We start from the raw sequence: 22,448 nt of genomic DNA, 5'->3' as shown, positions 1-22,448 counted from the left end.
AGGAATTATGTCTTTAAAGGAAAAGGAAGAAAAGATTGCGGAGCTAGAAAAGAAACTTGCAGTCATTAAGAATGATAGAGAAATAGATTCCAGTAAGATTGAAGAAACAATCAACGATTATAAGAAAGAGACATATTCACATCTTTGTGCATATGATCGTGTTTATCTTGCAAGAAAGCCTGAACGTTCTCATATACATGAGTTTATTGATCATGTGTTTGATGAGTTTGTAGAAATGCGTGGTGATCGCTATTTCAAGGATGATCAGGCAATAGTCGGTGGTATTGGGATGTTTAATAACATGCCCGTCACAATTATTGGACATCAAAAAGGGAGAAGTATTGATGAAAATTTAAAGTGCCAGTTTGGTATGGCAAGTCCTGAAGGGTATCGCAAAGGAATGCGTTTAATGAAACAGGCAGAGAAGTTCCATCGTCCTATTATTACTTTTATTGATACTCCGGGTGCTTATCCTGGTATTAGTTCTGAAGAGAATGGTATTGGTGAAGCGATTGGTCAGAGTCTGATGATAATGAGTGATTTAAAGGTTCCTATTATTGTGATTATTACTGGTGAAGGGGGAAGCGGTGGTGCTTTAGCCCTAAGTATCGGTGATCATTTAGCTATGTTAGAGAATGCGGTTTATTCTGTTTTGTCTCCTGAAGGTTTTGCCTCTATTCTTTGGAAGGATGTGAAAGGAGAACGTATTGAGGAAGCATGTGAAGTGATGAAGATGACAGCAGAAGATTTATATCATTATGGGATTATTGATGAAATCATCAAGGAACCTCTAGGTGGTATGACTACAAATCCTGTAGGTGTATATAGAAATATACGTAAGGTGATTAGAGAGCAGTTAGATATTCTCGTCCCAATGGATGTCAATACTTTAATACGTAAGAGATATAACAGATATCGTAAGATTGGAGAATGGAAGAATGGATAAAGGTATTTCTATCATCGATACAGGATATTATGTACCTGAGAATGTACTGACTAATGATGATCTATCAAAGCTAGTTGATACGAGTGATGAATGGATTTATCCCCGCACTGGTATCAAGAAACGTCATATATGTAAAGATGAAACACTTATAGATATGGCATATAAGGCATCTTTAAAGGGATTAAACAACATCAACAAAGAAGATATTGGAATCATTATTGTGGCAACAATGTCTTCTCCCTATAATACCCCTTCTATTGCCTGTCTCTTACAGGAACGTTTAGGTTTAAATAATAATGTTTTTGCGTTTGATTTAAACGGGGCATGTAGTGGGTTTGTCTATGCATTATCAGTAGCACGTTCATTACTTTATACAAGTGATAAGCGTTATGCCTTAATTATTGGTGCTGAACAGCTTTCAAATCTCATTGATTGGAAAGATCGCACAACATGCATCTTGTTTGGTGATGGGGCTGGTGCTGTTGTCGTAGAGAAAGAAAATAAATTATTTTGTGATTATCAAGGATCAGAAGGCAATGAAGAAGTGCTTTATGGTTTAAAAAATGATTATTTACATATGGAAGGTAAAGAAGTCTTTAAGTTTGCGACAAGGGTTCTTCCTATGTGTATAGAGAAAGTATTAGAGAAAGCATCACTTACTAAAGATGATATTGATTACTTTGTGGTGCATCAGGCGAATGAAAGAATTATTCGTCATGTTTATAAGAAAATGAAAGTAACATCCGATAAGTTTTATCTGAATGTCGATGAATATGGCAATACATCTGCTGCAAGTATTCCTCTTGTACTTGGAGAGATGAATGAAAAGAAGTTATTAAAAAGAGGTATGAAGATACTCTGTGTTGGTTTTGGTGCAGGACTGACTTATGGTGCCAATCTGATAGAGTGGTAAGGAGAAGACTATGTGGTTAAATGAAACATTAAAGATTAAATACCCTCTTATTCAGGGTGGTATGGCTAATATTGCGACAGGTGCTTTTGCAGCAGCTGTGTCTAATGCAGGTGGTTTAGGACTTATTGCAGGAGGTGGTATGTCTCCTGAGATGTTAAGAGAAAATATCCGTGAGGCAAAAAAACTTACGGATAAACCTTTTGGTGTTAATTTGATGTTATTACATCCACAAGCAGGAGAAATGGCTGATATTGTGGTGGAAGAAAAGGTCCCTGTTGTCACAACAGGTGCTGGTAATCCTGGGATTTATATTAAGAAATGGAAGGAAGCAGGTATTATTGTGATGCCTGTAGTCCCTAGTGTTGCCCTTGCAAGACGTATGGAAAAAGCAGGTGTGGATGCCGTTATTGCGGAAGGTACGGAATCTGGTGGTCATGTGGGAGAATTGACTACTATGGCTTTAGTACCACAGGTAAAGGCTGCAGTGAATATTCCTGTGATTGTTGCAGGTGGGATTGCGAGTGGTAAACAGCTTCTTGCGGCAGTGGCACTTGGTGCTGATGGTGTACAGGTTGGTACTATTCTTCTTGCAAGTACAGAATGTCCTATTCACCAGAACTATAAGAATGCGATTATTAAGGCAAAGGATACTGATACAACAGTGACTGGACGTATTGCCGGAACTCCTGTACGTATCTTAAAGAATAAGATGGCACGTACTTATATTAAGAAAGAAAAAGAAGGGGCCGAAATGATGGAACTAGAAAAGTATACATTAGGGTCTTTAAAGCGTGCTGTATTTGAAGGTGATGTAGAGACTGGTTCTTTAATGAGTGGTCAGGTTGCTGGTATGGTGCATGAAGAAAGAAGTCTTAAAGAAATCATCGAAGGTTTATTTAAAGAATATGAAGAAGAAAAGAAGCGCGTGATGGAGGTTCATCTATGAAAATAGGATCACATACTTTATCCCTCCCTTTAATTCAGGGAGGAATGGGTGTTGGTGTTTCTCTAAGTTCTTTAGCGGGAAATGTGGCTAAGAAAGGGGCAATGGGTGTTATTTCAACAGCCCAGATTGGTTTTAAAAAGCCTACTTTTCTTAAAGATACAAAGAAAGCGAATCTAGAAGCGATTGATGAAGAAATCAAACGTGCTAAAGAGATTTCAAATAATAACGGTATGGTAGCAGTCAATGTCATGGTTGCCTTAAGTGATTATGAACAGCATGTGAGACAAGCTGTAAAAAGTGGTGTAGATGCAATCATTTCTGGGGCTGGTCTTCCTTTAAAACTTCCTGAATATGTGGATGAAAAGACAGCGATTGCGCCTATTGTATCTTCTGGTAAGGCAGCACGTTTGATATTAAACAAGTGGAAACGTCAGTATGATCGTACAGCTGACTTTATTGTGATTGAAGGATATAAAGCTGGTGGACATCTTGGATTTAAGAAGAATGAACTATTAGAGAATACATGTGCTTCTTTAAAGGATATTCTAAAAGATGTTAAAGAAGTTGTGAAAGGCTTTGAAGAGTTATTTAATCATGCGATTCCTGTGTTTGTCGCAGGTGGTATTTATACCAATGATGACATTAAAGAGATGTTAGAAGCAGGTGCGGATGGTGTTCAGATGGGTACACGTTTTATTGGTACTTATGAATGTGATGCTTCAATGGAGTATAAGAATTATTTTATTAATGGCAAGAAGGAAGATATCAAGATTGTACAGTCTCCTGTAGGTATGCCAGGACGTGCTTTTATGACACCTTTTATGGAAAAGACACATCCTATTAAGAAATGTTTTAGATGTATTGCGAGCTGTAATATGAAGTCTATTCCTTATTGTATTACTCAGGCTCTAATTAATGCGGTGAATGGTGATTGTGAGAATGGTCTTGTATTTACTGGTACGAATGGATATCGCATTAACAAGCTTGTACATGTAAGTGATCTGATTGATGAATTAATGGAGGGTATTGTATGAAACTCGGTTTTATCTATGCAGGACAAGGAACACAATATGTAGGTATGGGACAGTCTTTTTATGAAAATGATGAAGACTGTAAGAACCTATTAGATAATGTGAAATTAGATTTTGATTTAAAGGATATCATGTTTAATAGTGAAGAAAAGACTATTAGTACTACACGTTTTACTCAGCCAGCGATGGTAGCCGTTGCGAATATGGCTACTCTTCTTTTAAAGAAGAATGGGATTACACCTGATTATGTATGTGGTTTATCTTTAGGTGAATACAGTGCCTTAAGTGCTTCTGGTGTATTTGATCCTGAAACCGCAATTCAGGTTGTAAGAGAAAGAGGTCTCGCAATGGAAAAGGCCGCTGAAGGTGTTGAGAGTGCCATGATGGCTATTCTTGGACTTGAACGTGAGCCATTACTTGATATATGTGCTGGCTGTGATGGGTATGTTTCTATTGCGAACTATAACTGTCCTGGACAGTTAGTTATTGCAGGAGAAAAGAAAGCAGTAGAAGAAGCAGGTCAGAAGGCATTGGATCATGGTGCAAGAAGAGCTGTACCTTTAAATACAAGTGGTCCTTTCCATACAAAATTATTAAAGGATGCAAGTACAAGACTTCATGAAGTATTTAAAGATGTTACATTCCATGAAATGAATGTCCCTGTTATTTTCAATTGTACTGGTAAGGAATTAGAAGATTGCAGCGTGCAGGAGATGTTAGAGAAACAGGTCATGAGTCCTGTCTATTTTGAAGATAGTATTCGTACGATGATCAATAATGGTGTGGATACAATTATAGAGATTGGACCTGGTAAGGTATTAAGCGGTTTTGTCCGTAAGATTGATAGAAAAATCAAGACATATCAGGTAGAAGATATGGCTTCTTTACAGAAGTGTGTGGAGGCATTCAATGAAACTAAGTAATAAGGTAGCCCTTGTCACTGGGGGTTTAAAAGGTATTGGACGTGCAACAGTGATGGAACTTGCAACTCAAGGTGCAGATATTGCATTAAATTATCGTGCAAGTGAAAAGAATAAAGTGTTAGCTGAAGAATTAGTGAAAGAACTTAAAGATCTTGGTAGAGATGTATTATGTGTTGAAGGTGATATTTCTCATGAAGAGGATGTAGAAAACATCTTCAAAAGTATTAAGAAGTATTTTGGACATCTTGATATTCTTGTGAATAATGCAGGTATTACGAGAGACCAGTTAATTTTAAGAATGAAGACCGAAGATTTTGATGCCGTTATTAATACAAATCTTAAGGGAACTTACTTATGTATGAAGCAGGCAAGCCGTTTAATGATGAAGCAGAAGTCTGGTCATATTATTTCTTTATCTTCTGTCGTAGGTGTGATAGGTAATGCCGGACAGGTCAACTATGCAGCAAGTAAAGCAGGTGTCATTGGCATGACAATGTCTCTTGCAAGAGAATTAGGTCCTAAAGGTGTGACTGTGAATGCAGTGGCTCCTGGATTTATTGAAACTGATATGACAGAAGTATTAAGTGATGAGGTAAAAGAAGGTTTAAAGGCATCTATTCCTTTAGGAACACTTGGACATGTAGAGGATGTCGCAAAGACAATCGCATTTTTAGCAAGTGATGATGCAAAGTATATTACAGGACAGACCATTCATGTAGATGGTGGAATGGCTATGTAAGGAGGAGCTTATGACAAAACGTAGAGTAGTAGTAACAGGTATAGGAACTATTAATCCTATTGGACATAATGTAGAAGAAACATGGAAATCTATTGAAGAAGGTAAGTGCGGTATTGCGCCTATTTCTTTATTTGATACAAAAGATATGAAGGTCACTCTTGCTGGTGAAGTCAAAGACTTTGATGTTACAAAGTATATTGATAAGAAAGAAGCAAAGAAGATGGACCGCTTTATTCAGATGGGGATGATTGCATCTCACGAAGCAATGCTTGATAGTGGTCTTGATATCAACAACATTGATTCTCATCGTTTTGGAGTGATTGTATCAAGTGGTATTGGTGGTTTAGGTTCTATTGAAAAGAACTATCAGACAGGAGAAAAGAGAGGTTTTGATAGAGTGTCTCCTTTCTTTATTCCTATGACTATTTCTAACTTAGCAGCGGGTCATATTGCGATTGCTTATCATGCACAAGGGTTATGTACCTGTCCAGTGACTGCCTGTGCAGGTGGTACAAATGCGATTGGTGATGCATTTAGAAATATTCGTGATGGATATCAGGATATCATGATTGCGGGTGGATGTGAAGCTTCAGTAACTCCTTTAGGTATTGGTGGATTTACTTCTATGAAGGCTTTAAGTGATGCCACTGATCCTGATCGTGCTTCTATTCCTTTTGATAAAGAAAGAAATGGATTTGTCATGGGTGAAGGAGCAGGTATTCTTATTCTTGAAGAATTAGAACATGCCTTAAAGAGAGGCGCACATATCTATGGTGAAATGATTGGTTATGGTGTAAGCTGTGATGCCCATCATATTACTGCTCCACTTCCTAATGGTGAAGGTGGTGCCTATGCCATGCAGAATGCATTAGATGATGCAGGTATCAGTTATGATGTGATTGATTATATTAATGCGCATGGTACTTCTACTCATTTAAATGATTTATGTGAAACTGAAGCGATTAAATCAGTATTTAAGGAACATGCATATAAACTTGCAGTAAGTTCTACTAAAGGTCATACAGGACATTGTTTAGGGGCTGCAGGGGGTATTGAAGCAGTACTATCAGTATTAGCCTTAAAGCATGACTTTATTCCTCCTACTTTGAATTATCAGGTAAAGGATGAAGAATGTGATTTAAATGTAGTACCAAATATTGGTGTTAAGAAAGATCTTCATTATGTGATGAGTAATTCATTAGGTTTTGGTGGACATAATGCAAGTATTATATTCAAGGAGTATGACAATGGAACTAAATAGTAATGAAATTGCGAAGATTAATCCTCATCGTTATCCATTTGCGCTTGTAGATCGTATTACTGATTATAAGCCAGGAGAGTATGCGAAGGGTATTAAGTGTGTGAGTGTGAATGAAATGCAGTTTATGGGGCATTTCCCTGAGCATCATGTGATGCCAGGTGTATTGATTGTAGAAGCTTTAGCACAGACTGGATGTATTGCGATATTAAGCCAGGAAGAACATCAGGGTAAGATTGTCTTCTTTGCAGGAATCAATAAATGTAAGTTTAAAGGACAGGTCATTCCTGGAGATGTGATGGAATTAGAATGCACACTCACAAGAATGAGAGATAAGATTGGTATTGGTGAAGCAAAAGCAACAGTCAATGGTAAAACTGTTGTACAGGCTGAACTCACTTTTGCGATTGGTGAATAATGAAATATATAGAATTTGAAGAAATTGATTCTACTAATACGTATATTCATGATCATTATCAAGAATTAGATGATGATACAATTGTCCGTGCACATTATCAAACTCATGGCCGAGGACGTTCTAATCATATCTGGGAGGCAGATAAGAATGAACAGCTTCTCTTTAGTTATTATATGAAACAGAACGTGGATCCTTTAAAGGTATCTGCCATTATGGCTTATGCGATTGTAACAGTTCTAAGAATGAAACAGATCAATGCATTCATTAAGTGGCCCAATGATATATATGTAAATAATCAGAAGATTGCAGGTATTCTTGTAGAGACGATTTATGAGAATACTTTACAGGGTATTATCATTGGGATAGGTTTAAATATAAGTAAGGGTTCTTACTATTCTCTATCTGATGTGATAGATCATCCTATTGATAAAGAAAAGCTGATGTTGAATATTATTGATACATTTAAGAATATGCTTCATATGCCTTTTACATCTTTATTAGATGGCATGAATCGTCATTCTTATTTAAGAGGTAAGACAATTCCCTATAAAGAATATGGTTTAGTGAAATTCTTATATCTAGATGAAAATTGTCATCTTGTGATAGAGGATGAAAACAAGAAAAAACATACGATTCTCTTAAATGAATTATCATTAGGTCGTATATAATTAATCTTCTCAAATATGTGATAAAATTGTAGAATAGAGTCAAGGAGTGGAATTATGGACGCAAAAAAGAATAATTTAATGGATTCTATTAATACAGTTTTTAAACTCGCCATTAAAGTACAGGAAGATTATATTAAATATAGTCCTTTTCCTGAGTTATCAATGAATGAAATGCATATTATAGAGGCTGTAAGTAAGCAGCAGTTTCCTACTATGACAAATGTTGCAAAGACATTGAAGGTAACTATAGGAACATTAACGACTAATGTAAAGACTATTGTGAATAAAGGTTTTCTTACAAGAGAACGTTCTTCGGCAGATCATCGTGTCACATATCTACGTATTACTGATAAAGGATATCAGGCATTAGAGGTTCATAATCAGTTTCATAGGGATTTATCTGAACTTTATAGTCAGCATATTCCTGATGAAATGATTGGCTGGGTATATGATACAATAGAGAACGTCATAGAAGACTTAAAAGAATACCAGAAAAAACTTAATAAATAATATAAACCCCTATAGAAGGTGTGATTCTTCTATAGGGGTTTTTTACACTTATTTTCTTAAACCATAGCACTGATGTAAAAGAGAAATTAATTCATCCTTATTTGTTGCTTATACACCAATAGCTTTAAAGTACTCTTTAAACTTAGCAATTCCATTGACCATTAATTTGTCAGATACTTTTAACTCAGTTTATTTCATTTTAACTTTAGGAATGTTAATATGCGAGTTTTTAAGGTGAACTACCCCGACTTACGCTTCGCTTAGAAGTCAGGGCTTCTTGCTTCAACCACCACTGCCTGGCTGGTAACCTTACGGTACTGTCAGAACTACATGATGTCCACAAGCGTTATATTCGGCTAATTCCTAGCCTATATGTTTTATACTGATTTCAGTATACGTAAGCCTTCAAGCTTTATGTTGATGGCTGCATTCTGGTCTCTGCTCATTGTAAGACCACAATCACAGCTCATCGTTCTGATGCGCAGATTCTTCATCTCTCTGTGGACTTTGCCACAGCAGTGACAGATCTGACTTGATGGAAACCACTTATCTACATTGACAAGATATTTCCCTCTATCATCAAGCTTATAGGCCAGCATGTTTATGAATAATCCATAGCCATTGTCCATAGTAGCCTTGCCATTTCCAAAGCCCCTGTTAGACATAGCCTTCATATCAAGACTTTCAACACATACGACATCATACTGATTGGCGATCTCAGTAGATAACTTGTGTAGCTTGTCAAGTCTCTGGTTGGCTATATGTCTATGAATCTTGTTCACCTTGCGGAGCTGCTTAAGATAGTTGTTGGATTTCTTCTCACCTTTCTTAGCACCCTGCATACGTGAAAGTTTTCTCTGCGCCTTTGCAAGCTTCTTCTGGCTTTCACGATAATAATTATGGTTATTGCCGATATTGCCTTTATCGTCTACATAGAGTCCGTTAGAGGCATAGTCAAGACCAATGGCATTATCAGACTTCCTAACCTTTACAACATTCTTCTCATACTCGAATAATACAGAAGCATAGTATGTGCCATCACCTTCCTGGGATATCGTAACAGACTTGATAACCCAGTCAGCCTCAGGCTGTCTATGGATGACTGCCTTCACTCTTCCTATCTTAGGAAGTTTTATACTTTTACCAATGATAGCGACAGTACCCTTCTGATTATTTGTAGTATATGATTTTCTACTGCGCTTTGCAGACTTGAATTTTGGGAATCCAGTCTGCTTCTTACGCAGCTTATCAAAATGATTTCTAAATGCAGCCTGCAGATTCAATTGAACATTGGCAAGTGCAAGACTATCCACTTCCTTAAGAAAGGGATAATCTTTCTTATACATGGCAGGTGTCACAGCGACAAACTTGCCAGTCTTCTTGTAGCTTTCAATCTTGTCATTAAGCATGAGATTATAGACCTTACGGCAACAGCCGAAGGTCTTTGCAAACATAATTCTCTGATCAGCGTTTGGATACAGTCTGTACCTTATTGCTTTGTTTGCCATCCTTACCTCCCTGGGATTGTATGAACTGCTGGATGATTTCTACTGTTGCATTACCTGTAGTCAGTAGACAAAAGCTTGGTGACCAGAACATCTCCTTCCAGAGGGATTTGCGAATCTCTGGAAACTCTTTTTTGATGAGCCTGCTGCTTGCAGATTTATAAGCATTGATGAACTTGCTTATCTCTGAATTAGGCTGTCCTCGAAAGAGAATATGAACATGATCGGCATCGTGATTCCATTCATCCAATGAGATATTATATTTGATAGATAGATTCTCAAACATCTCCCTGAGACGATTTGAAATCACATCATCTATCACCTTATTACGATGTTTAGTGCACATTATAAGCTGATAATTCAGCAAGAACACTGAATGGTTATTATTATCTAATTTCATAGTATTTATGACCTTTTTTCTATTTATTCCTGATTACATATATATTATACTACTACCTGACAATAAAAGCAAAACGAAACGCCGTGTTTACCGCAATTCATCCCACCACCTATTAGGTGGGGAAATTCTTGCTCACGGCGTGTTAAATAAAAATATCCTCCAGATGATATATCTAGAGGATATTCATAAGATGTGCCCACCTTCAAGTAATAGATATATTACTCGAAGAAGCAAAATAAATAAAATAAGTATAAACCACGCTTTGAATTCTTTCATGCCCTTAACCTCTTAAAGAAGATTATACCAGGCAGTTATGGAATTGTTGTGTATTTATCAGTATTTTTAAATATTGTAGCCATGATCCATAGGCCCACTTCCCTGACCTAAATCTAACATAGCACCTATTGCACCAGAAAGATATGTTTTAGCAAGTCTGACTGATTCTTCTAGTGTATAGCCCTTCGCTAAGTTAGATGCAATCGCACTTGATAAAGTACATCCCGTACCATGTGTATTACTGTTGTATATTCTATGTCCTTTAAACCAAGTACCTTTTTCACCATTGTATAAGTAGTCATTGGCGTCATTTAATTGATGTCCACCTTTGACTAATACAGCACAATGATATGTGTCATAGATCTTCTTAGCCGCTATTTCCATATCTTCTACAGTCTTCACTTCCATATCAGTGAGTACTTCTGTTTCTGGAATATTAGGTGTAATGACTTCTGCGATAGGAAGTAGTTCTTCTTTTAATGTAGAGATAGCTTCATCACTAATAAGCTTTGCACCACTTGTAGCCACCATGACTGGATCTACTACAATATGCTTTGCATCATAATGTTTCAACATTTCTACAATAGTATGAATCAGTGCTTTAGAAGACACCATACCAATCTTAACAGCTTCTGGATAGATATCATCAAATACAGCTCTAATCTGGCTTTCTAAGAACTTAGGAGTCACATCCATAATATCTGTCACACCCGTTGTATTCTGGGCTGTGAGGGCTGTAATAGCGCTCATACCAAATACTTTATTGGCAAGCATTGTCTTTAAGTCTGCTTGTATTCCTGCACCGCCACTTGAGTCACTACCGGCAATAGTTAAACATGTATGCATTGTTTCATAAAGTGCATCTACACGCTTCTTCAAATCAATAGTTGCCTGTTTGATATGCTTCTGACCAAATAAAGCACTAATAACCGCAATACCATCAATACCTGTATCTTTAAGTAATAAGCAATTATCATAACTGATTCCACCAATCGCAACCATTGGTAGATCCACTGTTTCAGTCATTTCTTTTAAACGCTTGATACCTAATACTTCTGCATCATCTTTAGAAGATGTAGGGAAAATAGCCCCTACACCTAAATAGTCTGCACCTTGTTCTTTCGCAATTCTTGCTTCTTCTATAGTATGTGCACTTACACCAATGATCTTATCTGGACCAAGTATTTCTCTTGCCTTTATGCACGCCATATCATCCTGACCTACATGAACACCATCTGCATCTATTTCCTTAGCAAGCATGACATTATCATTAATAATAAATGGTACATCAAATAAACGACATAGTTCTTTAATATTCTTTGCTTCTTCATAGAAAGAGGCTTCATCCAGGTCTTTTTCTCTTAGCTGAAGACAAGTAGCACCACCCATTAAAACATCTCTTACTTGCTCATAGAGAGTCTGTTCTCCTGTCCAATGGCGATCAGTGACAGCATAGAGTCTTAACATGTCATTATTGAACTTCATATTTACCACTCTTTTCTAATTCTTCATCAGTCATATTGAATAATGCATCAATTAAATAAGTACGAAGTGTTGCATTACCTTCACCTTCTTTTAATTTAGATGCACCAATTTCACCTGCAATACCCATGGCCATAACAGCAGCCGCTGCACTATCTACACTATTTTCTACTGTTAAGAAACAGCCTAAGATACCTGATAACATACATCCAGTACCAGTAATAGCACTCATTTCCTTACATCCATTATTGATCATATAGCACTTATTACCATCAGTGACATAATCTACAGGACCAGTCACAATAATAATAGTATTCAATTCTTTTGCGAATGCTTTGATATCATCAATGAGATCATGTGAGTTCTTCTGATCTTCTGCAGATGCATCAACACCTTTAGTATGACCTGAACCAGCCATTAAAGTCTTGATTTCTGAAATATTCCCTTTGATGGCATCAAAATGAATCTGAGCGAGTAGATCCTTACATGTATTAGTACGTAAATCAGTAGCTCCTGCACCTACTGGATCTAATACAGTAATATGCTGACATGCATTAGATGCTTTACCTGCTTCAAACATAGAAGCAATCTTAACCTGATTGAGAGTACCAATATTAATATTTAATGCATTACTGATAGAAGTCATCTGAGCCACTTCTGTAATCTCATCTGACATAATAGGACTGCCACCAATAGCTAAAATCGCATTGGCAACATCATTCACTGTTACATAGTTTGTAATGTTGTGTACTAATGGTTTTACTTTTCTTAACTTCTTAATGTAATTCATATTCTTTTCCTCCATAAAAAAGAGCACGCTGAAAGAGGGTGCTCATAAATTCCTACGTTGGCATTATCCAAATCAGGTTTCATGGTCAAGACTTATGTCTACTCTCAGCAAATTAGCTCCCATTTCAATTATAATAATATGGTAAAACAATCAGTTACAAAATACAAGTGATTTCATAATTGAGGATAACATAGTGTATCATCTTTGTGACATTATATGTTTACGTATTGTGTATATCTTATTATAGTATTATAATAGATTACGCATTCTGTTATAGCTTCCCAAATATCTGAGATATCTCTATTAATGAGCTTCCCCTCATTAAACATCTCTTCTATAACAGGATGCAATCTACCAGTAATGGTAGATTTTTTTATTTTAAGGCATAAAAAAAACACCGAATATATCGGTGTCTGCATTCAGAATGGTGCGGGTGACAGGACTTGAACCTGCACGCCGAAGCACTAGATCCTAAGTCTAGCGTGTCTGCCAATTTCACCACACCCGCATCAAGATGGTGACTCGCAGGGGATTTGAACCCCTGACCCTCTGATTAAAAGTCAGATGCTCTGCCATCTGAGCTAGCGAGTCACTAATGGTGCCGACTAGAGGAATTGAACCCCCAACCTACTGATTACAAGTCAGTTGCTCTACCAATTGAGCTAAGTCGGCAAAAAAATGGTGGAGGTTAACGGGCTCGAACCGCTGACCCTCTGCTTGTAAGGCAGATGCTCTCCCAACTGAGCTAAACCTCCGTATATGGTGACCGGTACGGGATTCGAACCCGTGAATGCATGCGTGAAAGGCATGTGAGTTAACCGTTTCTCCAACCGGCCACTGGCGCTTGAAGAGGGATTTGAACCCCCGACCGATCGGTTAACAGCCGATTGCTCTACCGCTGAGCTATTCAAGCACTTCAGAATGCTTGTTTATATTACCATGCAGATACACCTTTTGCAACCCTTTTTTTGAAAAAAATGCATTTTTTCGTATTTCTTATTCTAACCACCTGTTTTCAAACAAAAAAAATAAGATTTTGCAATGCAAAATCTTATTCGTATACACCACCATGACCCCATTTTTCAAATTCAGATATAGTAACATACTGATTAGAAGCTGGAATCTTAGTGATTTTTACTAATGCTTTAGTAAGTTCAGCTACAAACTGTTCCTTCTGTTCATCTGTATAATGACCTTTTAAGTATAATGTGATCATCATACAATTTGTTTCCTGGCCTTTAAAATAAATGAGCTGATTATCTTCAATATGAATCATGAATGTATCTACTGATTCACCAGGAAACATTGTAATTAACTTTCCTACAGTAGTTTTTAATTCAACTTCCTGAGAAAGAGTCAATGTCTTGTTTGTACGTAATGCTAAATATGGCATGTTTCATTTCTCCTTTACAATTCATGTTATGCATTATTATACAACCTTTTTAAAAGATTTACTATATTTATGATTAAAGTGGTTACGGATAATTCAAATACAGAATATAAATCGACCAAAGGACATAAAGTTATATTTTGAATCTATATTTAGCATAATCGCATTATAGATATTAGTTATTATGTCCGAAGGAGAAATTTATTATGAGAAAATGGGTAAAACCTTCAGTTTATGAAGAAAACTTAGCTTAAAATCAAAATGTAGCAGTGAGTGCCTGCATTGTAGGTAAGATTCAATGTCAATATCCTGGTAATGGTTCGACAAATGGTCAAGATGTATTTGATGATTATAATGGAGAACAATCTGAATGGTATACAGACAGTGAAGGTGAAAAACATGGTATTTGTGGTAATGATGCAGATATTTCATTTGCTGGTGCAACAGGTTCAGGTTATGAACAAAATAATGGCATAACTGATACAAGCCGTCCTATTTATAGTATTTCAGGATATACTCCCGCAGTAGGAACTTATTACTATGTTACCTGGAAGAGTAAGGATCTAAGTAAAGGAATCGAATATATTCATAAAGGTAGATTAAAAATCACTCAGATTGATACAAACAGACCTAACCATTCATAATGGCTCTCAACACAGAACAATTTGTCCTGTGTTTTTTTATGAGCTTGCAATTCATTACATATATACTTTTAATTAGGTATACACAAATATACATTTAAAGTAAATACATAATATTCATGTGTTTACTCAGAGTTTATTTATGAATTTTCACAAAAAGACATTTTCAAGCATAAATACTCATGGATTAGACCTGCACCAGCTGCAGAAAATTATTTAGTAAATCAGAGTGTTAGAAATGGTCCTTGTATTGCAATCGCATGTAAAATAGATGCAGCCAATGATTATGAAAAAAGTATAGGTCTATGGGGTGAAAATGGTGGTTACAACAATAACTTTGAAGGATACGTATTCCATAGTGAAAAAGGATGTGGGACTGCTACTAATAACGCACTTATTGTACAGAATGGTGAAGTAATTGGAATGAAAGAAATCAACAACCAAGTTGGAAGTAATGATTTAAATTGTACTATGTATACAGATGGCACATACGAAACCAAAGCTACTAATATTGGTTTTGTAGCTGGTGAGGTGATTTATTGGACAACTGAATCAACATCATCAGGGAGTTATTCAGTCAACTGGTAACTCAAGCAACCACTCATAAGACTTTCAACACAGAACATCCGTTCTGTGTTTTTTTATACTAAAAAAAGATGGTCTCCCATCTTTAAATAAGCTTATGATCTAAACAGTAGTGATAGACCCCATCTTCTGATACAGATAAGCAGATATCATCCGCAATAGCCTTCACATTATCAGTCGCATTACCCATTGCGACTCCTGTACCCACTGCTTCCAACATTTCAATATCATTTGTACCATCTCCAAAAGCGATAGCTTCCTCTGGTGTAAAATGATAATACTCTAATACCTTATGTATACCATTACCCTTTCCACCACCTGCTGGAATAATATCTACCGCCCTATTCCACCATGCTGTAATTTGTGCTCCTTCTACATCCTTCATTAATGCATCATATTCATTCTCATATCCACCACACATGATTTGATAAATATCTTCATTCACAAAACTATCAAAGTCTTCTGCTACATTCACTTTCTGTTTAGAGAATGCATAATAATCATCTAAGTCTTGATCTGTTCCATTGGCTTTACTATCATCTTTACTTGCAAGTGAAACAAATCTATTAATAGAAGAAGCATTCTCTATAATTCTTAATACATCCTCATGTGGAATCGGATGACTATATAAAACGTGTCCTTCCTTATCAAAACAATAAGACCCATTAAAAGAAAGTATGGCATCAAAAGTCACTCCTTCAAAAGCAGGTACACTTAAAGGATGTCTTCCTGTCGCAATACATACCTTTATATTATTAGCCTGTAATCTCTGTAATGTTTCTATAGTAATATCAGAAACACTGCGTGTTTCCATATTGCTTAAAGTTCCATCAATATCAAAAAATGCAATCTTAATCATACCAAATCCTCCATGTATCCATTCTAACATAAAAAGAGAGGTTTACCCTCTCTTAGTCTAACTGTTGACAGAAATCTTTCAGAACTTTATATGATTCCTCGAGTGCTTTCTGCTCATCTTCTTTCATATTTATTTCTACTATTTCTTTAGCTCCTGTCTTATCAATAATAGTAGGAACACTTAAGAAGATATCATTCATACCATACTGACCATCTAAATGAACAGATACTGGATAAATTCTATTTTCATTAAAGAGAATAGATTTCAAAATTGCGGTAGTTGCTGCCGCAATACCATAACATGTATTACCTTTACGGTTAAAGATCTGCCATCCATCTTCAATAACAGCATGTCTTAATGTTTCCTTAGTGGCATCCTTAGTACGTTCCGCATTATCTTTTAATACATCTTCTACACTCTTACCACCAATAGTTGCACTAGACCATGTCACCATTTCTGAATCACCATGTTCACCACATACATATGCTGATACACTCTTTGCATCTAAATGATACATATCAGCTAAACGACAAGATAATCTTGCACTATCAAGAGTTGTACCACTACCAATAACCTGGTTCTTTGGTAAGCCTGATTCCTTCCAAGTAATATAACTCATAATATCTACTGGGTTAGATACGACAATAAAGATACCATTAAAGCCAGACGCCATTGTAGAATTTACAATAGACTTAATAATCTTAACACTTGGTGCTAACATCTGTAAGCGGTCATGAGAATCTTTAGGCATTGGTGCTGATGCTGTAATGATGACTACATCTGCATCCTTACAATCAGAATAGTCCCCTGCTTTTACTTTAATATTTCTATTCATGAAGTAAACTGACTGCTGCATATCTAATGCTTCACCATATGCTTTTTCTTTATTAATATCAATTAATACAATTTCTTCACAAAGTCCCTGGTTAATAATTGAGTAGGCAGTTGTAGCACCTACATTACCTAAACCAACAATAACTACTTTAGAATCCTTAAAACTCATATTATTTTTTCCTCCTTGAATCGTTAATATTGTAGCACAACTGTCCTATCAAATGTATAATAATGACCAAGAGAGGTTCGAATATGAAAACAAAAGTACTTTTAAAAAAGGGTGAAGGCCGTACTATTAATGCAGGCGGTTTATGGATTTATGACAATGAAATAAAAGAGATACATGGACATTTCAAGAATGGTGATATTGTAGATGTATATGCCCATAATGAGTATCCATTAGGTAGAGGTTATATTAACCAGAATTCTAAGATTAGAATTCGTTTAATGACTAGAAATATTGATCAGGAGATTGATTCTGATTTCTTACGTATGAGATTACAGAATGCCTGGGATTATCGTAAGAAGACAGTGGATACTTCTAGCTGTCGTATTGTGTTTGGAGATGCTGATTTCTTACCAGGTCTAGTGATTGATAAGTTTGAGGATATATTAGTTGTACAGTCTCTCGCATTAGGTATTGATGCCTTTAAGGAAGAGATTGTAGAACTTATGAAGGATATTCTACTACAGGATGGCATTACTATTAGAGGTGTCTATGAACGTAGTGATGCCAAGGAACGTACTAAGGAAGGTATGGAAAGAGTCAAAGGGTTTATTGGTGAACCTTTTGATCCTCATATTGATATTGTAGAGAATGGTGTTAAGTATCATATAGATGTTGCAGAAGGACAGAAGACTGGTTTCTTCCTTGATCAGAAATATAATAGACTTGCAATACAGAAATTATGTAAAGATGCAAAAGTATTAGACTGTTTTACTTATATTGGTACTTTTGCATTGAATGCAGGTATTGCAGGAGCTCAAAGTGTTTTAGGTGTGGATGCATCTCAGTTTGCGGTAAATCTTGCGAATGAGAATTCTAAGTTTAATGGTTTAGAAGATACTGTTAAGTTTGAGTGTCATGATGTATTTGATTTCTTACCAGAATTAGAGGCTCAAGGAGAGTTATTTGATATGGTGATATTAGATCCCCCTGCTTTCACAAAGTCTCGTGCATCTATTAAGAATGCGATTAAAGGCTATCGTGAGATTAATATGAGAGGTATGAAATTAGTAAAAGATGGTGGATATCTGGCTACATGTTCATGTTCTCATTTTATGGACTATGATACATTTACTAAAACTATTGGACAGGCTGCAAAGCTTGTACATAAGAGATTAAGACAGGTAGAATTTAGAACACAAGCTGCAGATCATCCTATTTTGTGGAATGGTGATGAGAATAGCTATTACTTAAAGTTCTATATCTTCCAGGTGGTTGATGAAAAGTAAGAAAAGATGATGACTCGACACGAGCCATCATCTTTTCAGTTATATATGTGATATAACATAAATAGTTATAAGGAAGGGGCTGAGATGAATGATTAAACGTGAACTCTATATGAAACGCATCCGTCCGTTCATTGGATTAGACCTTATTAAGGTAATAACCGGAATTCATCGTTGTGGGAAATCTGTTATGTTAGAGTTGATTAAACAGGAACTTATAGAATCAGGTGTTAATCCAACACAGTTTATCTCCATCAACTTTGAAGACTTAAGCTATTCTCATTTACAGACAGCCAAATCTCTTCATGATGAAATTACCAATCGTGCCAAGGAAATCGGTGGTAAAGTTTATCTTTTTTTCGATGAAATTCAAGAAGTGAAAGATTGGGAGAAGTGTATTAATTCTTTTCGTGTTTCATTGGACTGTGACATCTATATCACTGGATCAAACGCAAAACTATTATCTGGTGAACTTGCCACTTATTTAGGCGGAAGATATGTAGAGTTTGTCATCTATCCATTTTCTTTTGGAGAATTCATCGAATTATATCGTCCAATTTACCCTAATAATTCAATCCAACAATGTTTTCAAAAGTATCTCATTACTGGAGGTATGCCCTATCTTGCGAATATTCGTTATGTGGATAAACCTTCTAAACAATATCTTCACGACTTATTTAACTCCGTCCAGCTTAAAGATATTGTGAAACGCAATAAAATACGTGATGTAGATTTACTAGAACGTATTATTGCATATGTGATTGCGAATGTAGGTACAACTTTCTCTGCAAATTCTCTTGCGAAGTTTCTCAAAAGTGAACAACGTACTGTTGCGCCAGAAACAATCCTAAACTATATCAAATATTGTTGCGATGCTTATCTGTTCTATCAAGTGAAACGAGTTGATCTACAAGGCAAACAGATACTTTCTTCAAATGAAAAGTATTATATTGCAGATCATGGTATCCGTGAAACTATTTTTGGAGGCAATATGCGAGATATAAATCTCATTCTAGAAAATATTGTCTATCTTGAATTATTACGTCGAGGCTATAAAGTGACTGTTGGTAAAACAGGAGAAAAAGAAATTGATTTTGTATGTGATAAACATGGTGAAAAGTTGTATGTTCAGGTAACATATCTCTTAGCATCAGAAGATACAATTAAACGTGAATTTGGTGCATATGATAATATCCGAGACAATTTCCCTAAGTATGTAGTTTCTCTTGATGAATTTGATATGAGCCGAAATGGTATTAAACATCAAAATATTCGTGATTTCCTTTTAGCTGAGAAATGGACATAGTAAGAGCAAATCAATCATAGAAAGACAAAATCGTTTTAGATTATTGAAAACACAATCAGAATAACATATATTAATTCTAGTGATCGTTCTGTAGAAACTTGCGAAGCCTACAGGCGGGGGAGAGTTTATATTACTCTCCCTCTTTTTTATTATATGATCATTAATTAGAAATCTCTGTTACTTATAACCAAGAGAAACAAATGATTTCCTATATCCATCAAAATTATGAGAGATCTATAATAACTAAATCAAGTACGAGTTCTTTTTGTCATAATTGAGGTAGAAGGTACCCTATGAATATTATTCAATTTAATCAAGTTAATGGTACAACTATCAATAAAATAGAAGGACAAACGCGTTTTGGATATGCAATAAGTGATTATGTTGAATTCTATGAATTCCATAAGAGCCATAAGGGTTCTATGATATCTTTCTATGATTATGAGAACGGTAAGGTTATTCAGCCTTTTAAATGCCAGAAGAATGTATTATATGGAAAGCCTGTATTCCTAAACAACTACTTCTATTTCTTACAAGGAGACTACAACAAAGGAATCATGACTCTCTATAAGTATTTACCAGATAAATTATTAGAAACTGTCACAGAGCTTAATATAAAGAAAATAAACACATATAACTTATGTATCATAGGTGAAAATGTGCATATTATAAGTCAGGATGAAGAGTTGGTTTGTTATTATCCTAGAAGGTTTCATTTTAAGATGGATCCACAGGAGAATGTACTCACTATTGATGACAATAAGGTGTACCTATCTAAGTGGATAGAGAATGGATGGGATGATTTCAATGACTGTGCATCAGAAAACTATGAATATTATGAAAAGGTTGTTGTAAGAGATTTTAAAGGACATAAAATATCAGAAGAAAAAGGATGTCTACAGAGGCATAACGATACATGGTGGATATCATGAAAAAGATGGGTGTATTAGTTATTATATTGATATTATTTGGTCTGTATTGTTTTAATTCAAATAAAAAGACATTAGATCTGCCTGATGCATCTAAGGTAGAATTTGCACATGTACATGGAGGCGCTATGACTACTGTCTATAAATTAAATCAAACTACGATTTCTTCTTTGATTAAAGATATAGAAGAAAAGTCATCTTATTCAAAAGAGTCAGTAAACGATAACCCTAATAATGTTGATTATATCAAGGTAAAGATGGATACAAAAACATATTATGTCTATGAAAGAAATGGAAAGACTTATATAGAAGAACCTTATAATGGAATATGGAAGATTCCTTCTGACTTATATAAGACTATTAAGAATAATAAAGATAAGCTGATAGTGGAGTACGAAGATTAATATAGTTTTAGACTATATATAACTGCATATTATATGTATTTCTCAATGATGAGAGTGGTTGTTATAATACAATCACTAACCAAGGAGGAATAAGAAATGGGAAATGTACCTTTTAGATATGATTTTGTAGGAAGTTTTTTAAGACCACAGGCACTCAAGGATGCTAAGGAAGCATTGGATAACGGAAAGTTATCTCAGGAAGATTATGATCATATTGTAGATGAAGAAGTTGTAAAAGTAGTTAAGAAACAGAAGGAATTAGGATACCATGTGATCACTGATGGAGAATTCAGAAGAACATTCTGGCATTTAGATTTCATGTGGGGATTTGAGGGTGTTGAACATAAGAATACCGGTAATGGTGTGAGATTTAATACAGAACTTGCAGTATTGGATGATACTTATCTTGTAGGTAAGATTAAGGCAAAAGCACATCCTTTTGTGGAATACTTTAAGTTCTTAAAACAGTTCGAAGATGAGAATACAGTGGCTAAGTATACTATTCCAGCCCCTGCACAGACTTTCCAGCAGATGATTGTACCTGCTAACTTTGAAACCACAAGAAAGTTCTATGCTACAAATGAAGAATTGATTCATGATATTGGTGTGGCTTATCAGGACATCATTAAACAGTTCTATGATGCAGGATGCCGTAATCTACAGTTAGATGACTGTACTTGGGGTGCGATTGTAGGAGATGCTGCAAAACAGAGATATGAATCTTTAGGACTTGATTTAGAAGAAGTAAAAGCTGAATTACTTGCAGTCAATAACCTTGCATTAGAAAATAAACCAGAAGACATGGTGATTACATCACATATATGCCGTGGTAATTACCATTCTACATTCTTTGCGAAAGGTCCATATAATTCTGTCGCTGATTATGTATTTGCGAAAGAAAATGTCGATGCTTTATATCTAGAATATGATGATGAAAGATCTGGAGGATTTGCACCTCTTACAAAAGTATCAGAAGATAAGAAGGTTGTATTAGGTTTGATTACAACTAAAACACCTGAATTAGAAGATAAAGAAACAGTGATTAAGAGAATTCATGAAGCAGCTAAGTTTATTCCACTAGATAGACTCTATTTAAGTCCACAATGTGGATTCGCATCATGTGCGATTGGTAATAAACTCACTGAAGAACAGCAGTGGGCTAAATTAAAATTAGTCAGAGAAATTGCAGAAGAGGTATGGGGATAAGAACTTCGAAAGAAGTTCTTTTTTAGTGTAAAAAAAG

At 35.6% G+C, this 22,448-nt stretch carries 24 protein-coding genes, 6 tRNA genes, 1 pseudogene and 1 riboswitch; of the genes and pseudogenes, 17 read left to right on the top strand and 14 right to left on the bottom strand.

Annotated features, from left to right (window positions below; translation table 11 throughout):
* The first annotated feature begins 7 nt into the window (after nucleotides 1-7).
* The 10 genes from ACFOZZ_RS03060 to ACFOZZ_RS03015 are packed head-to-tail and all read left to right on the top strand — an operon-like array spanning nucleotide 8 to nucleotide 8,352.
* Complete coding sequence (locus tag ACFOZZ_RS03060) at nucleotides 8-946, top strand: acetyl-CoA carboxylase carboxyltransferase subunit alpha (protein ID WP_376814675.1); 939 nt, start codon at nucleotides 8-10, stop codon at nucleotides 944-946.
* Nucleotides 939-1,859, top strand: coding sequence for a beta-ketoacyl-ACP synthase III (locus ACFOZZ_RS03055; RefSeq protein ID WP_376814674.1), 921 nt, complete (start codon nucleotides 939-941; stop codon nucleotides 1,857-1,859). Before ACFOZZ_RS03060 ends, ACFOZZ_RS03055 begins: the two co-directional genes overlap by 8 nt.
* Nucleotides 1,860-1,869: 10 nt before the next feature.
* A complete protein-coding gene (locus ACFOZZ_RS03050; RefSeq protein WP_376814673.1) occupies nucleotides 1,870-2,805 on the top strand; it encodes a nitronate monooxygenase in 936 nt (311 codons plus the stop codon).
* Nucleotides 2,802-3,839 (top strand): NAD(P)H-dependent flavin oxidoreductase, encoded by a 1,038-nt coding sequence (locus tag ACFOZZ_RS03045; RefSeq protein WP_376814672.1) that lies wholly within the window; start codon nucleotides 2,802-2,804, stop codon nucleotides 3,837-3,839. The genes ACFOZZ_RS03050 and ACFOZZ_RS03045 overlap by 4 nt, the downstream gene beginning before the upstream one ends.
* On the top strand, nucleotides 3,836-4,759 hold the full coding sequence (gene fabD, locus ACFOZZ_RS03040) for an ACP S-malonyltransferase (protein WP_055233196.1): 924 nt from the start codon (nucleotides 3,836-3,838) through the stop codon (nucleotides 4,757-4,759). The genes ACFOZZ_RS03045 and fabD overlap by 4 nt, the downstream gene beginning before the upstream one ends.
* Nucleotides 4,746-5,498: a 3-oxoacyl-[acyl-carrier-protein] reductase gene (gene fabG, locus ACFOZZ_RS03035; RefSeq protein WP_376814671.1), complete on the top strand. Its 753-nt coding sequence runs from the start codon at nucleotides 4,746-4,748 to the stop codon at nucleotides 5,496-5,498. Before fabD ends, fabG begins: the two co-directional genes overlap by 14 nt.
* A gap of 10 nt (nucleotides 5,499-5,508) precedes the next feature.
* On the top strand, nucleotides 5,509-6,759 hold the full coding sequence (fabF, locus tag ACFOZZ_RS03030) for a beta-ketoacyl-ACP synthase II (protein ID WP_376814670.1): 1,251 nt from the start codon (nucleotides 5,509-5,511) through the stop codon (nucleotides 6,757-6,759).
* On the top strand, nucleotides 6,746-7,174 hold the full coding sequence (gene fabZ, locus ACFOZZ_RS03025) for a 3-hydroxyacyl-ACP dehydratase FabZ (protein ID WP_055233193.1): 429 nt from the start codon (nucleotides 6,746-6,748) through the stop codon (nucleotides 7,172-7,174). Before fabF ends, fabZ begins: the two co-directional genes overlap by 14 nt.
* Nucleotides 7,174-7,842, top strand: a complete 669-nt coding sequence (locus tag ACFOZZ_RS03020) for a biotin--[acetyl-CoA-carboxylase] ligase (RefSeq protein ID WP_279067816.1) — start codon at nucleotides 7,174-7,176, stop codon at nucleotides 7,840-7,842. The genes fabZ and ACFOZZ_RS03020 overlap by 1 nt, the downstream gene beginning before the upstream one ends.
* Nucleotides 7,843-7,896: 54 nt before the next feature.
* Complete coding sequence (locus ACFOZZ_RS03015; RefSeq protein WP_055233191.1) at nucleotides 7,897-8,352, top strand: MarR family winged helix-turn-helix transcriptional regulator; 456 nt, start codon at nucleotides 7,897-7,899, stop codon at nucleotides 8,350-8,352.
* Nucleotides 8,353-8,729: 377 nt separating this feature from the next.
* Here the strand turns inward: ACFOZZ_RS03015 and ACFOZZ_RS03010 are convergent, their stop codons facing one another.
* From ACFOZZ_RS03010 to ACFOZZ_RS02955, 12 genes and pseudogenes are all read right to left on the bottom strand, one after another.
* Complete coding sequence (locus ACFOZZ_RS03010; protein ID WP_055233190.1) at nucleotides 8,730-9,860, bottom strand: RNA-guided endonuclease TnpB family protein; 1,131 nt, start codon at nucleotides 9,858-9,860, stop codon at nucleotides 8,730-8,732.
* Entirely contained in the window at nucleotides 9,817-10,257 is a 441-nt protein-coding gene (gene tnpA, locus ACFOZZ_RS03005) for an IS200/IS605 family transposase (RefSeq protein WP_055233189.1), read from the bottom strand. Before tnpA ends, ACFOZZ_RS03010 begins: the two co-directional genes overlap by 44 nt.
* Nucleotides 10,258-10,599: 342 nt before the next feature.
* A complete protein-coding gene (gene thiD, locus ACFOZZ_RS03000; RefSeq protein WP_376814682.1) occupies nucleotides 10,600-11,379 on the bottom strand; it encodes a bifunctional hydroxymethylpyrimidine kinase/phosphomethylpyrimidine kinase in 780 nt (259 codons plus the stop codon).
* 51 nt (nucleotides 11,380-11,430) lie between these two features.
* Nucleotides 11,431-12,000, bottom strand: a pseudogene (gene thiE, locus ACFOZZ_RS02995) (thiamine phosphate synthase); the annotation flags it as partial.
* Nucleotides 12,001-12,004: 4 nt separating this feature from the next.
* Nucleotides 12,005-12,805, bottom strand: a complete 801-nt coding sequence (gene thiM, locus ACFOZZ_RS02990) for a hydroxyethylthiazole kinase (protein WP_338122067.1) — start codon at nucleotides 12,803-12,805, stop codon at nucleotides 12,005-12,007.
* A gap of 32 nt (nucleotides 12,806-12,837) precedes the next feature.
* A riboswitch (TPP riboswitch) is annotated at nucleotides 12,838-12,938 on the bottom strand.
* Between the two features lie 292 nt (nucleotides 12,939-13,230).
* Nucleotides 13,231-13,313: transfer RNA gene (locus ACFOZZ_RS02985), tRNA-Leu, on the bottom strand.
* A gap of 7 nt (nucleotides 13,314-13,320) precedes the next feature.
* Nucleotides 13,321-13,396: transfer RNA gene (locus ACFOZZ_RS02980), tRNA-Lys, on the bottom strand.
* 5 nt (nucleotides 13,397-13,401) lie between these two features.
* Nucleotides 13,402-13,477 (bottom strand) — tRNA-Thr (locus tag ACFOZZ_RS02975).
* A gap of 7 nt (nucleotides 13,478-13,484) precedes the next feature.
* Nucleotides 13,485-13,560: transfer RNA gene (locus ACFOZZ_RS02970), tRNA-Val, on the bottom strand.
* 5 nt (nucleotides 13,561-13,565) lie between these two features.
* Nucleotides 13,566-13,641 (bottom strand) — tRNA-Glu (locus tag ACFOZZ_RS02965).
* Between the two features lie 2 nt (nucleotides 13,642-13,643).
* A tRNA-Asn gene (locus tag ACFOZZ_RS02960) sits at nucleotides 13,644-13,718 on the bottom strand.
* A 138-nt stretch (nucleotides 13,719-13,856) separates the two neighbouring features.
* Nucleotides 13,857-14,198, bottom strand: a complete 342-nt coding sequence (locus ACFOZZ_RS02955) for a tautomerase family protein (protein ID WP_278780731.1) — start codon at nucleotides 14,196-14,198, stop codon at nucleotides 13,857-13,859.
* Nucleotides 14,199-14,464: 266 nt separating this feature from the next.
* Here ACFOZZ_RS02955 and ACFOZZ_RS02950 point away from each other — a divergent pair, with 266 nt between their 5' ends.
* Nucleotides 14,465-14,839, top strand: coding sequence for a hypothetical protein (locus ACFOZZ_RS02950; RefSeq protein WP_376814669.1), 375 nt, complete (start codon nucleotides 14,465-14,467; stop codon nucleotides 14,837-14,839).
* Nucleotides 14,840-15,259: 420 nt separating this feature from the next.
* Nucleotides 15,260-15,424 carry a hypothetical protein gene (locus tag ACFOZZ_RS02945; protein WP_278780729.1) on the top strand — a complete coding sequence of 55 codons (165 nt, stop codon included), beginning with the start codon at nucleotides 15,260-15,262 and terminating at the stop codon, nucleotides 15,422-15,424.
* Between the two features lie 82 nt (nucleotides 15,425-15,506).
* Here ACFOZZ_RS02945 and ACFOZZ_RS02940 read toward each other — a convergent pair whose 3' ends face one another.
* Together ACFOZZ_RS02940 and ACFOZZ_RS02935 are read right to left on the bottom strand one after the other, a co-directional pair.
* Entirely contained in the window at nucleotides 15,507-16,280 is a 774-nt protein-coding gene (locus ACFOZZ_RS02940; protein ID WP_278780728.1) for an HAD family hydrolase, read from the bottom strand.
* 52 nt (nucleotides 16,281-16,332) lie between these two features.
* Nucleotides 16,333-17,283 carry an L-lactate dehydrogenase gene (locus tag ACFOZZ_RS02935; protein ID WP_055233233.1) on the bottom strand — a complete coding sequence of 317 codons (951 nt, stop codon included), beginning with the start codon at nucleotides 17,281-17,283 and terminating at the stop codon, nucleotides 16,333-16,335.
* An 83-nt stretch (nucleotides 17,284-17,366) separates the two neighbouring features.
* Here ACFOZZ_RS02935 and ACFOZZ_RS02930 point away from each other — a divergent pair, with 83 nt between their 5' ends.
* The 5 genes from ACFOZZ_RS02930 to ACFOZZ_RS02910 all read left to right on the top strand — a co-directional run bounded on the left by ACFOZZ_RS02930 (nucleotide 17,367) and on the right by ACFOZZ_RS02910 (nucleotide 22,411).
* Entirely contained in the window at nucleotides 17,367-18,569 is a 1,203-nt protein-coding gene (locus ACFOZZ_RS02930) for a class I SAM-dependent rRNA methyltransferase (protein WP_286696937.1), read from the top strand.
* Nucleotides 18,570-18,657: 88 nt separating this feature from the next.
* The gene (locus tag ACFOZZ_RS02925; protein ID WP_376814668.1) at nucleotides 18,658-19,872 is read left to right on the top strand and encodes an ATP-binding protein; all 1,215 of its coding nucleotides are present in this window, start codon (nucleotides 18,658-18,660) and stop codon (nucleotides 19,870-19,872) included.
* Nucleotides 19,873-20,165: 293 nt separating this feature from the next.
* Entirely contained in the window at nucleotides 20,166-20,804 is a 639-nt protein-coding gene (locus ACFOZZ_RS02920; protein WP_376814667.1) for a hypothetical protein, read from the top strand.
* Nucleotides 20,801-21,205, top strand: a complete 405-nt coding sequence (locus ACFOZZ_RS02915) for a DUF5301 domain-containing protein (protein ID WP_278861246.1) — start codon at nucleotides 20,801-20,803, stop codon at nucleotides 21,203-21,205. Before ACFOZZ_RS02920 ends, ACFOZZ_RS02915 begins: the two co-directional genes overlap by 4 nt.
* Before the next feature lie 96 nt (nucleotides 21,206-21,301).
* Nucleotides 21,302-22,411, top strand: a complete 1,110-nt coding sequence (locus ACFOZZ_RS02910; protein WP_376814666.1) for a 5-methyltetrahydropteroyltriglutamate--homocysteine S-methyltransferase — start codon at nucleotides 21,302-21,304, stop codon at nucleotides 22,409-22,411.
* Nucleotides 22,412-22,448: the final 37 nt, after the last annotated feature.

The sequence above is a fragment of the Catenibacterium sp. GCM10023432 genome, assembly GCF_042651925.1.
Taxonomy (GTDB): domain Bacteria; phylum Bacillota_I; class Bacilli_A; order Erysipelotrichales; family Coprobacillaceae; genus Catenibacterium; species Catenibacterium mitsuoka.
Note: the sequence above shows the minus strand (reverse complement) of the source record. Positions and strands in the feature narration are given on the sequence as shown.

Excerpts from the sequence above, each read along its gene's own strand:
- ACFOZZ_RS03060 (WP_376814675.1), top strand. The coding sequence starts at position 8 with ATGTCTTTAAAGGAAAAGGAAGAAAAGATTGCGGAGCTAGAAAAGAAA.
- ACFOZZ_RS03055 (WP_376814674.1), top strand. The coding sequence starts at position 939 with ATGGATAAAGGTATTTCTATCATCGATACAGGATATTATGTACCTGAG.
- ACFOZZ_RS03050 (WP_376814673.1), top strand. The coding sequence starts at position 1,870 with ATGTGGTTAAATGAAACATTAAAGATTAAATACCCTCTTATTCAGGGT.
- ACFOZZ_RS03045 (WP_376814672.1), top strand. The coding sequence starts at position 2,802 with ATGAAAATAGGATCACATACTTTATCCCTCCCTTTAATTCAGGGAGGA.
- fabD (WP_055233196.1), top strand. The coding sequence starts at position 3,836 with ATGAAACTCGGTTTTATCTATGCAGGACAAGGAACACAATATGTAGGT.
- fabG (WP_376814671.1), top strand. The coding sequence starts at position 4,746 with ATGAAACTAAGTAATAAGGTAGCCCTTGTCACTGGGGGTTTAAAAGGT.
- fabF (WP_376814670.1), top strand. The coding sequence starts at position 5,509 with ATGACAAAACGTAGAGTAGTAGTAACAGGTATAGGAACTATTAATCCT.
- fabZ (WP_055233193.1), top strand. The coding sequence starts at position 6,746 with ATGGAACTAAATAGTAATGAAATTGCGAAGATTAATCCTCATCGTTAT.
- ACFOZZ_RS03020 (WP_279067816.1), top strand. The coding sequence starts at position 7,174 with ATGAAATATATAGAATTTGAAGAAATTGATTCTACTAATACGTATATT.
- ACFOZZ_RS03015 (WP_055233191.1), top strand. The coding sequence starts at position 7,897 with ATGGACGCAAAAAAGAATAATTTAATGGATTCTATTAATACAGTTTTT.
- ACFOZZ_RS03010 (WP_055233190.1), bottom strand. The coding sequence starts at position 9,860 with ATGGCAAACAAAGCAATAAGGTACAGACTGTATCCAAACGCTGATCAG.
- tnpA (WP_055233189.1), bottom strand. The coding sequence starts at position 10,257 with ATGAAATTAGATAATAATAACCATTCAGTGTTCTTGCTGAATTATCAG.
- thiD (WP_376814682.1), bottom strand. The coding sequence starts at position 11,379 with ATGCATACATGTTTAACTATTGCCGGTAGTGACTCAAGTGGCGGTGCA.
- thiM (WP_338122067.1), bottom strand. The coding sequence starts at position 12,805 with ATGAATTACATTAAGAAGTTAAGAAAAGTAAAACCATTAGTACACAAC.
- ACFOZZ_RS02955 (WP_278780731.1), bottom strand. The coding sequence starts at position 14,198 with ATGCCATATTTAGCATTACGTACAAACAAGACATTGACTCTTTCTCAG.
- ACFOZZ_RS02945 (WP_278780729.1), top strand. The coding sequence starts at position 15,260 with ATGAAAGAAATCAACAACCAAGTTGGAAGTAATGATTTAAATTGTACT.
- ACFOZZ_RS02940 (WP_278780728.1), bottom strand. The coding sequence starts at position 16,280 with ATGATTAAGATTGCATTTTTTGATATTGATGGAACTTTAAGCAATATG.
- ACFOZZ_RS02935 (WP_055233233.1), bottom strand. The coding sequence starts at position 17,283 with ATGAGTTTTAAGGATTCTAAAGTAGTTATTGTTGGTTTAGGTAATGTA.
- ACFOZZ_RS02930 (WP_286696937.1), top strand. The coding sequence starts at position 17,367 with ATGAAAACAAAAGTACTTTTAAAAAAGGGTGAAGGCCGTACTATTAAT.
- ACFOZZ_RS02925 (WP_376814668.1), top strand. The coding sequence starts at position 18,658 with ATGATTAAACGTGAACTCTATATGAAACGCATCCGTCCGTTCATTGGA.
- ACFOZZ_RS02920 (WP_376814667.1), top strand. The coding sequence starts at position 20,166 with ATGAATATTATTCAATTTAATCAAGTTAATGGTACAACTATCAATAAA.
- ACFOZZ_RS02915 (WP_278861246.1), top strand. The coding sequence starts at position 20,801 with ATGAAAAAGATGGGTGTATTAGTTATTATATTGATATTATTTGGTCTG.
- ACFOZZ_RS02910 (WP_376814666.1), top strand. The coding sequence starts at position 21,302 with ATGGGAAATGTACCTTTTAGATATGATTTTGTAGGAAGTTTTTTAAGA.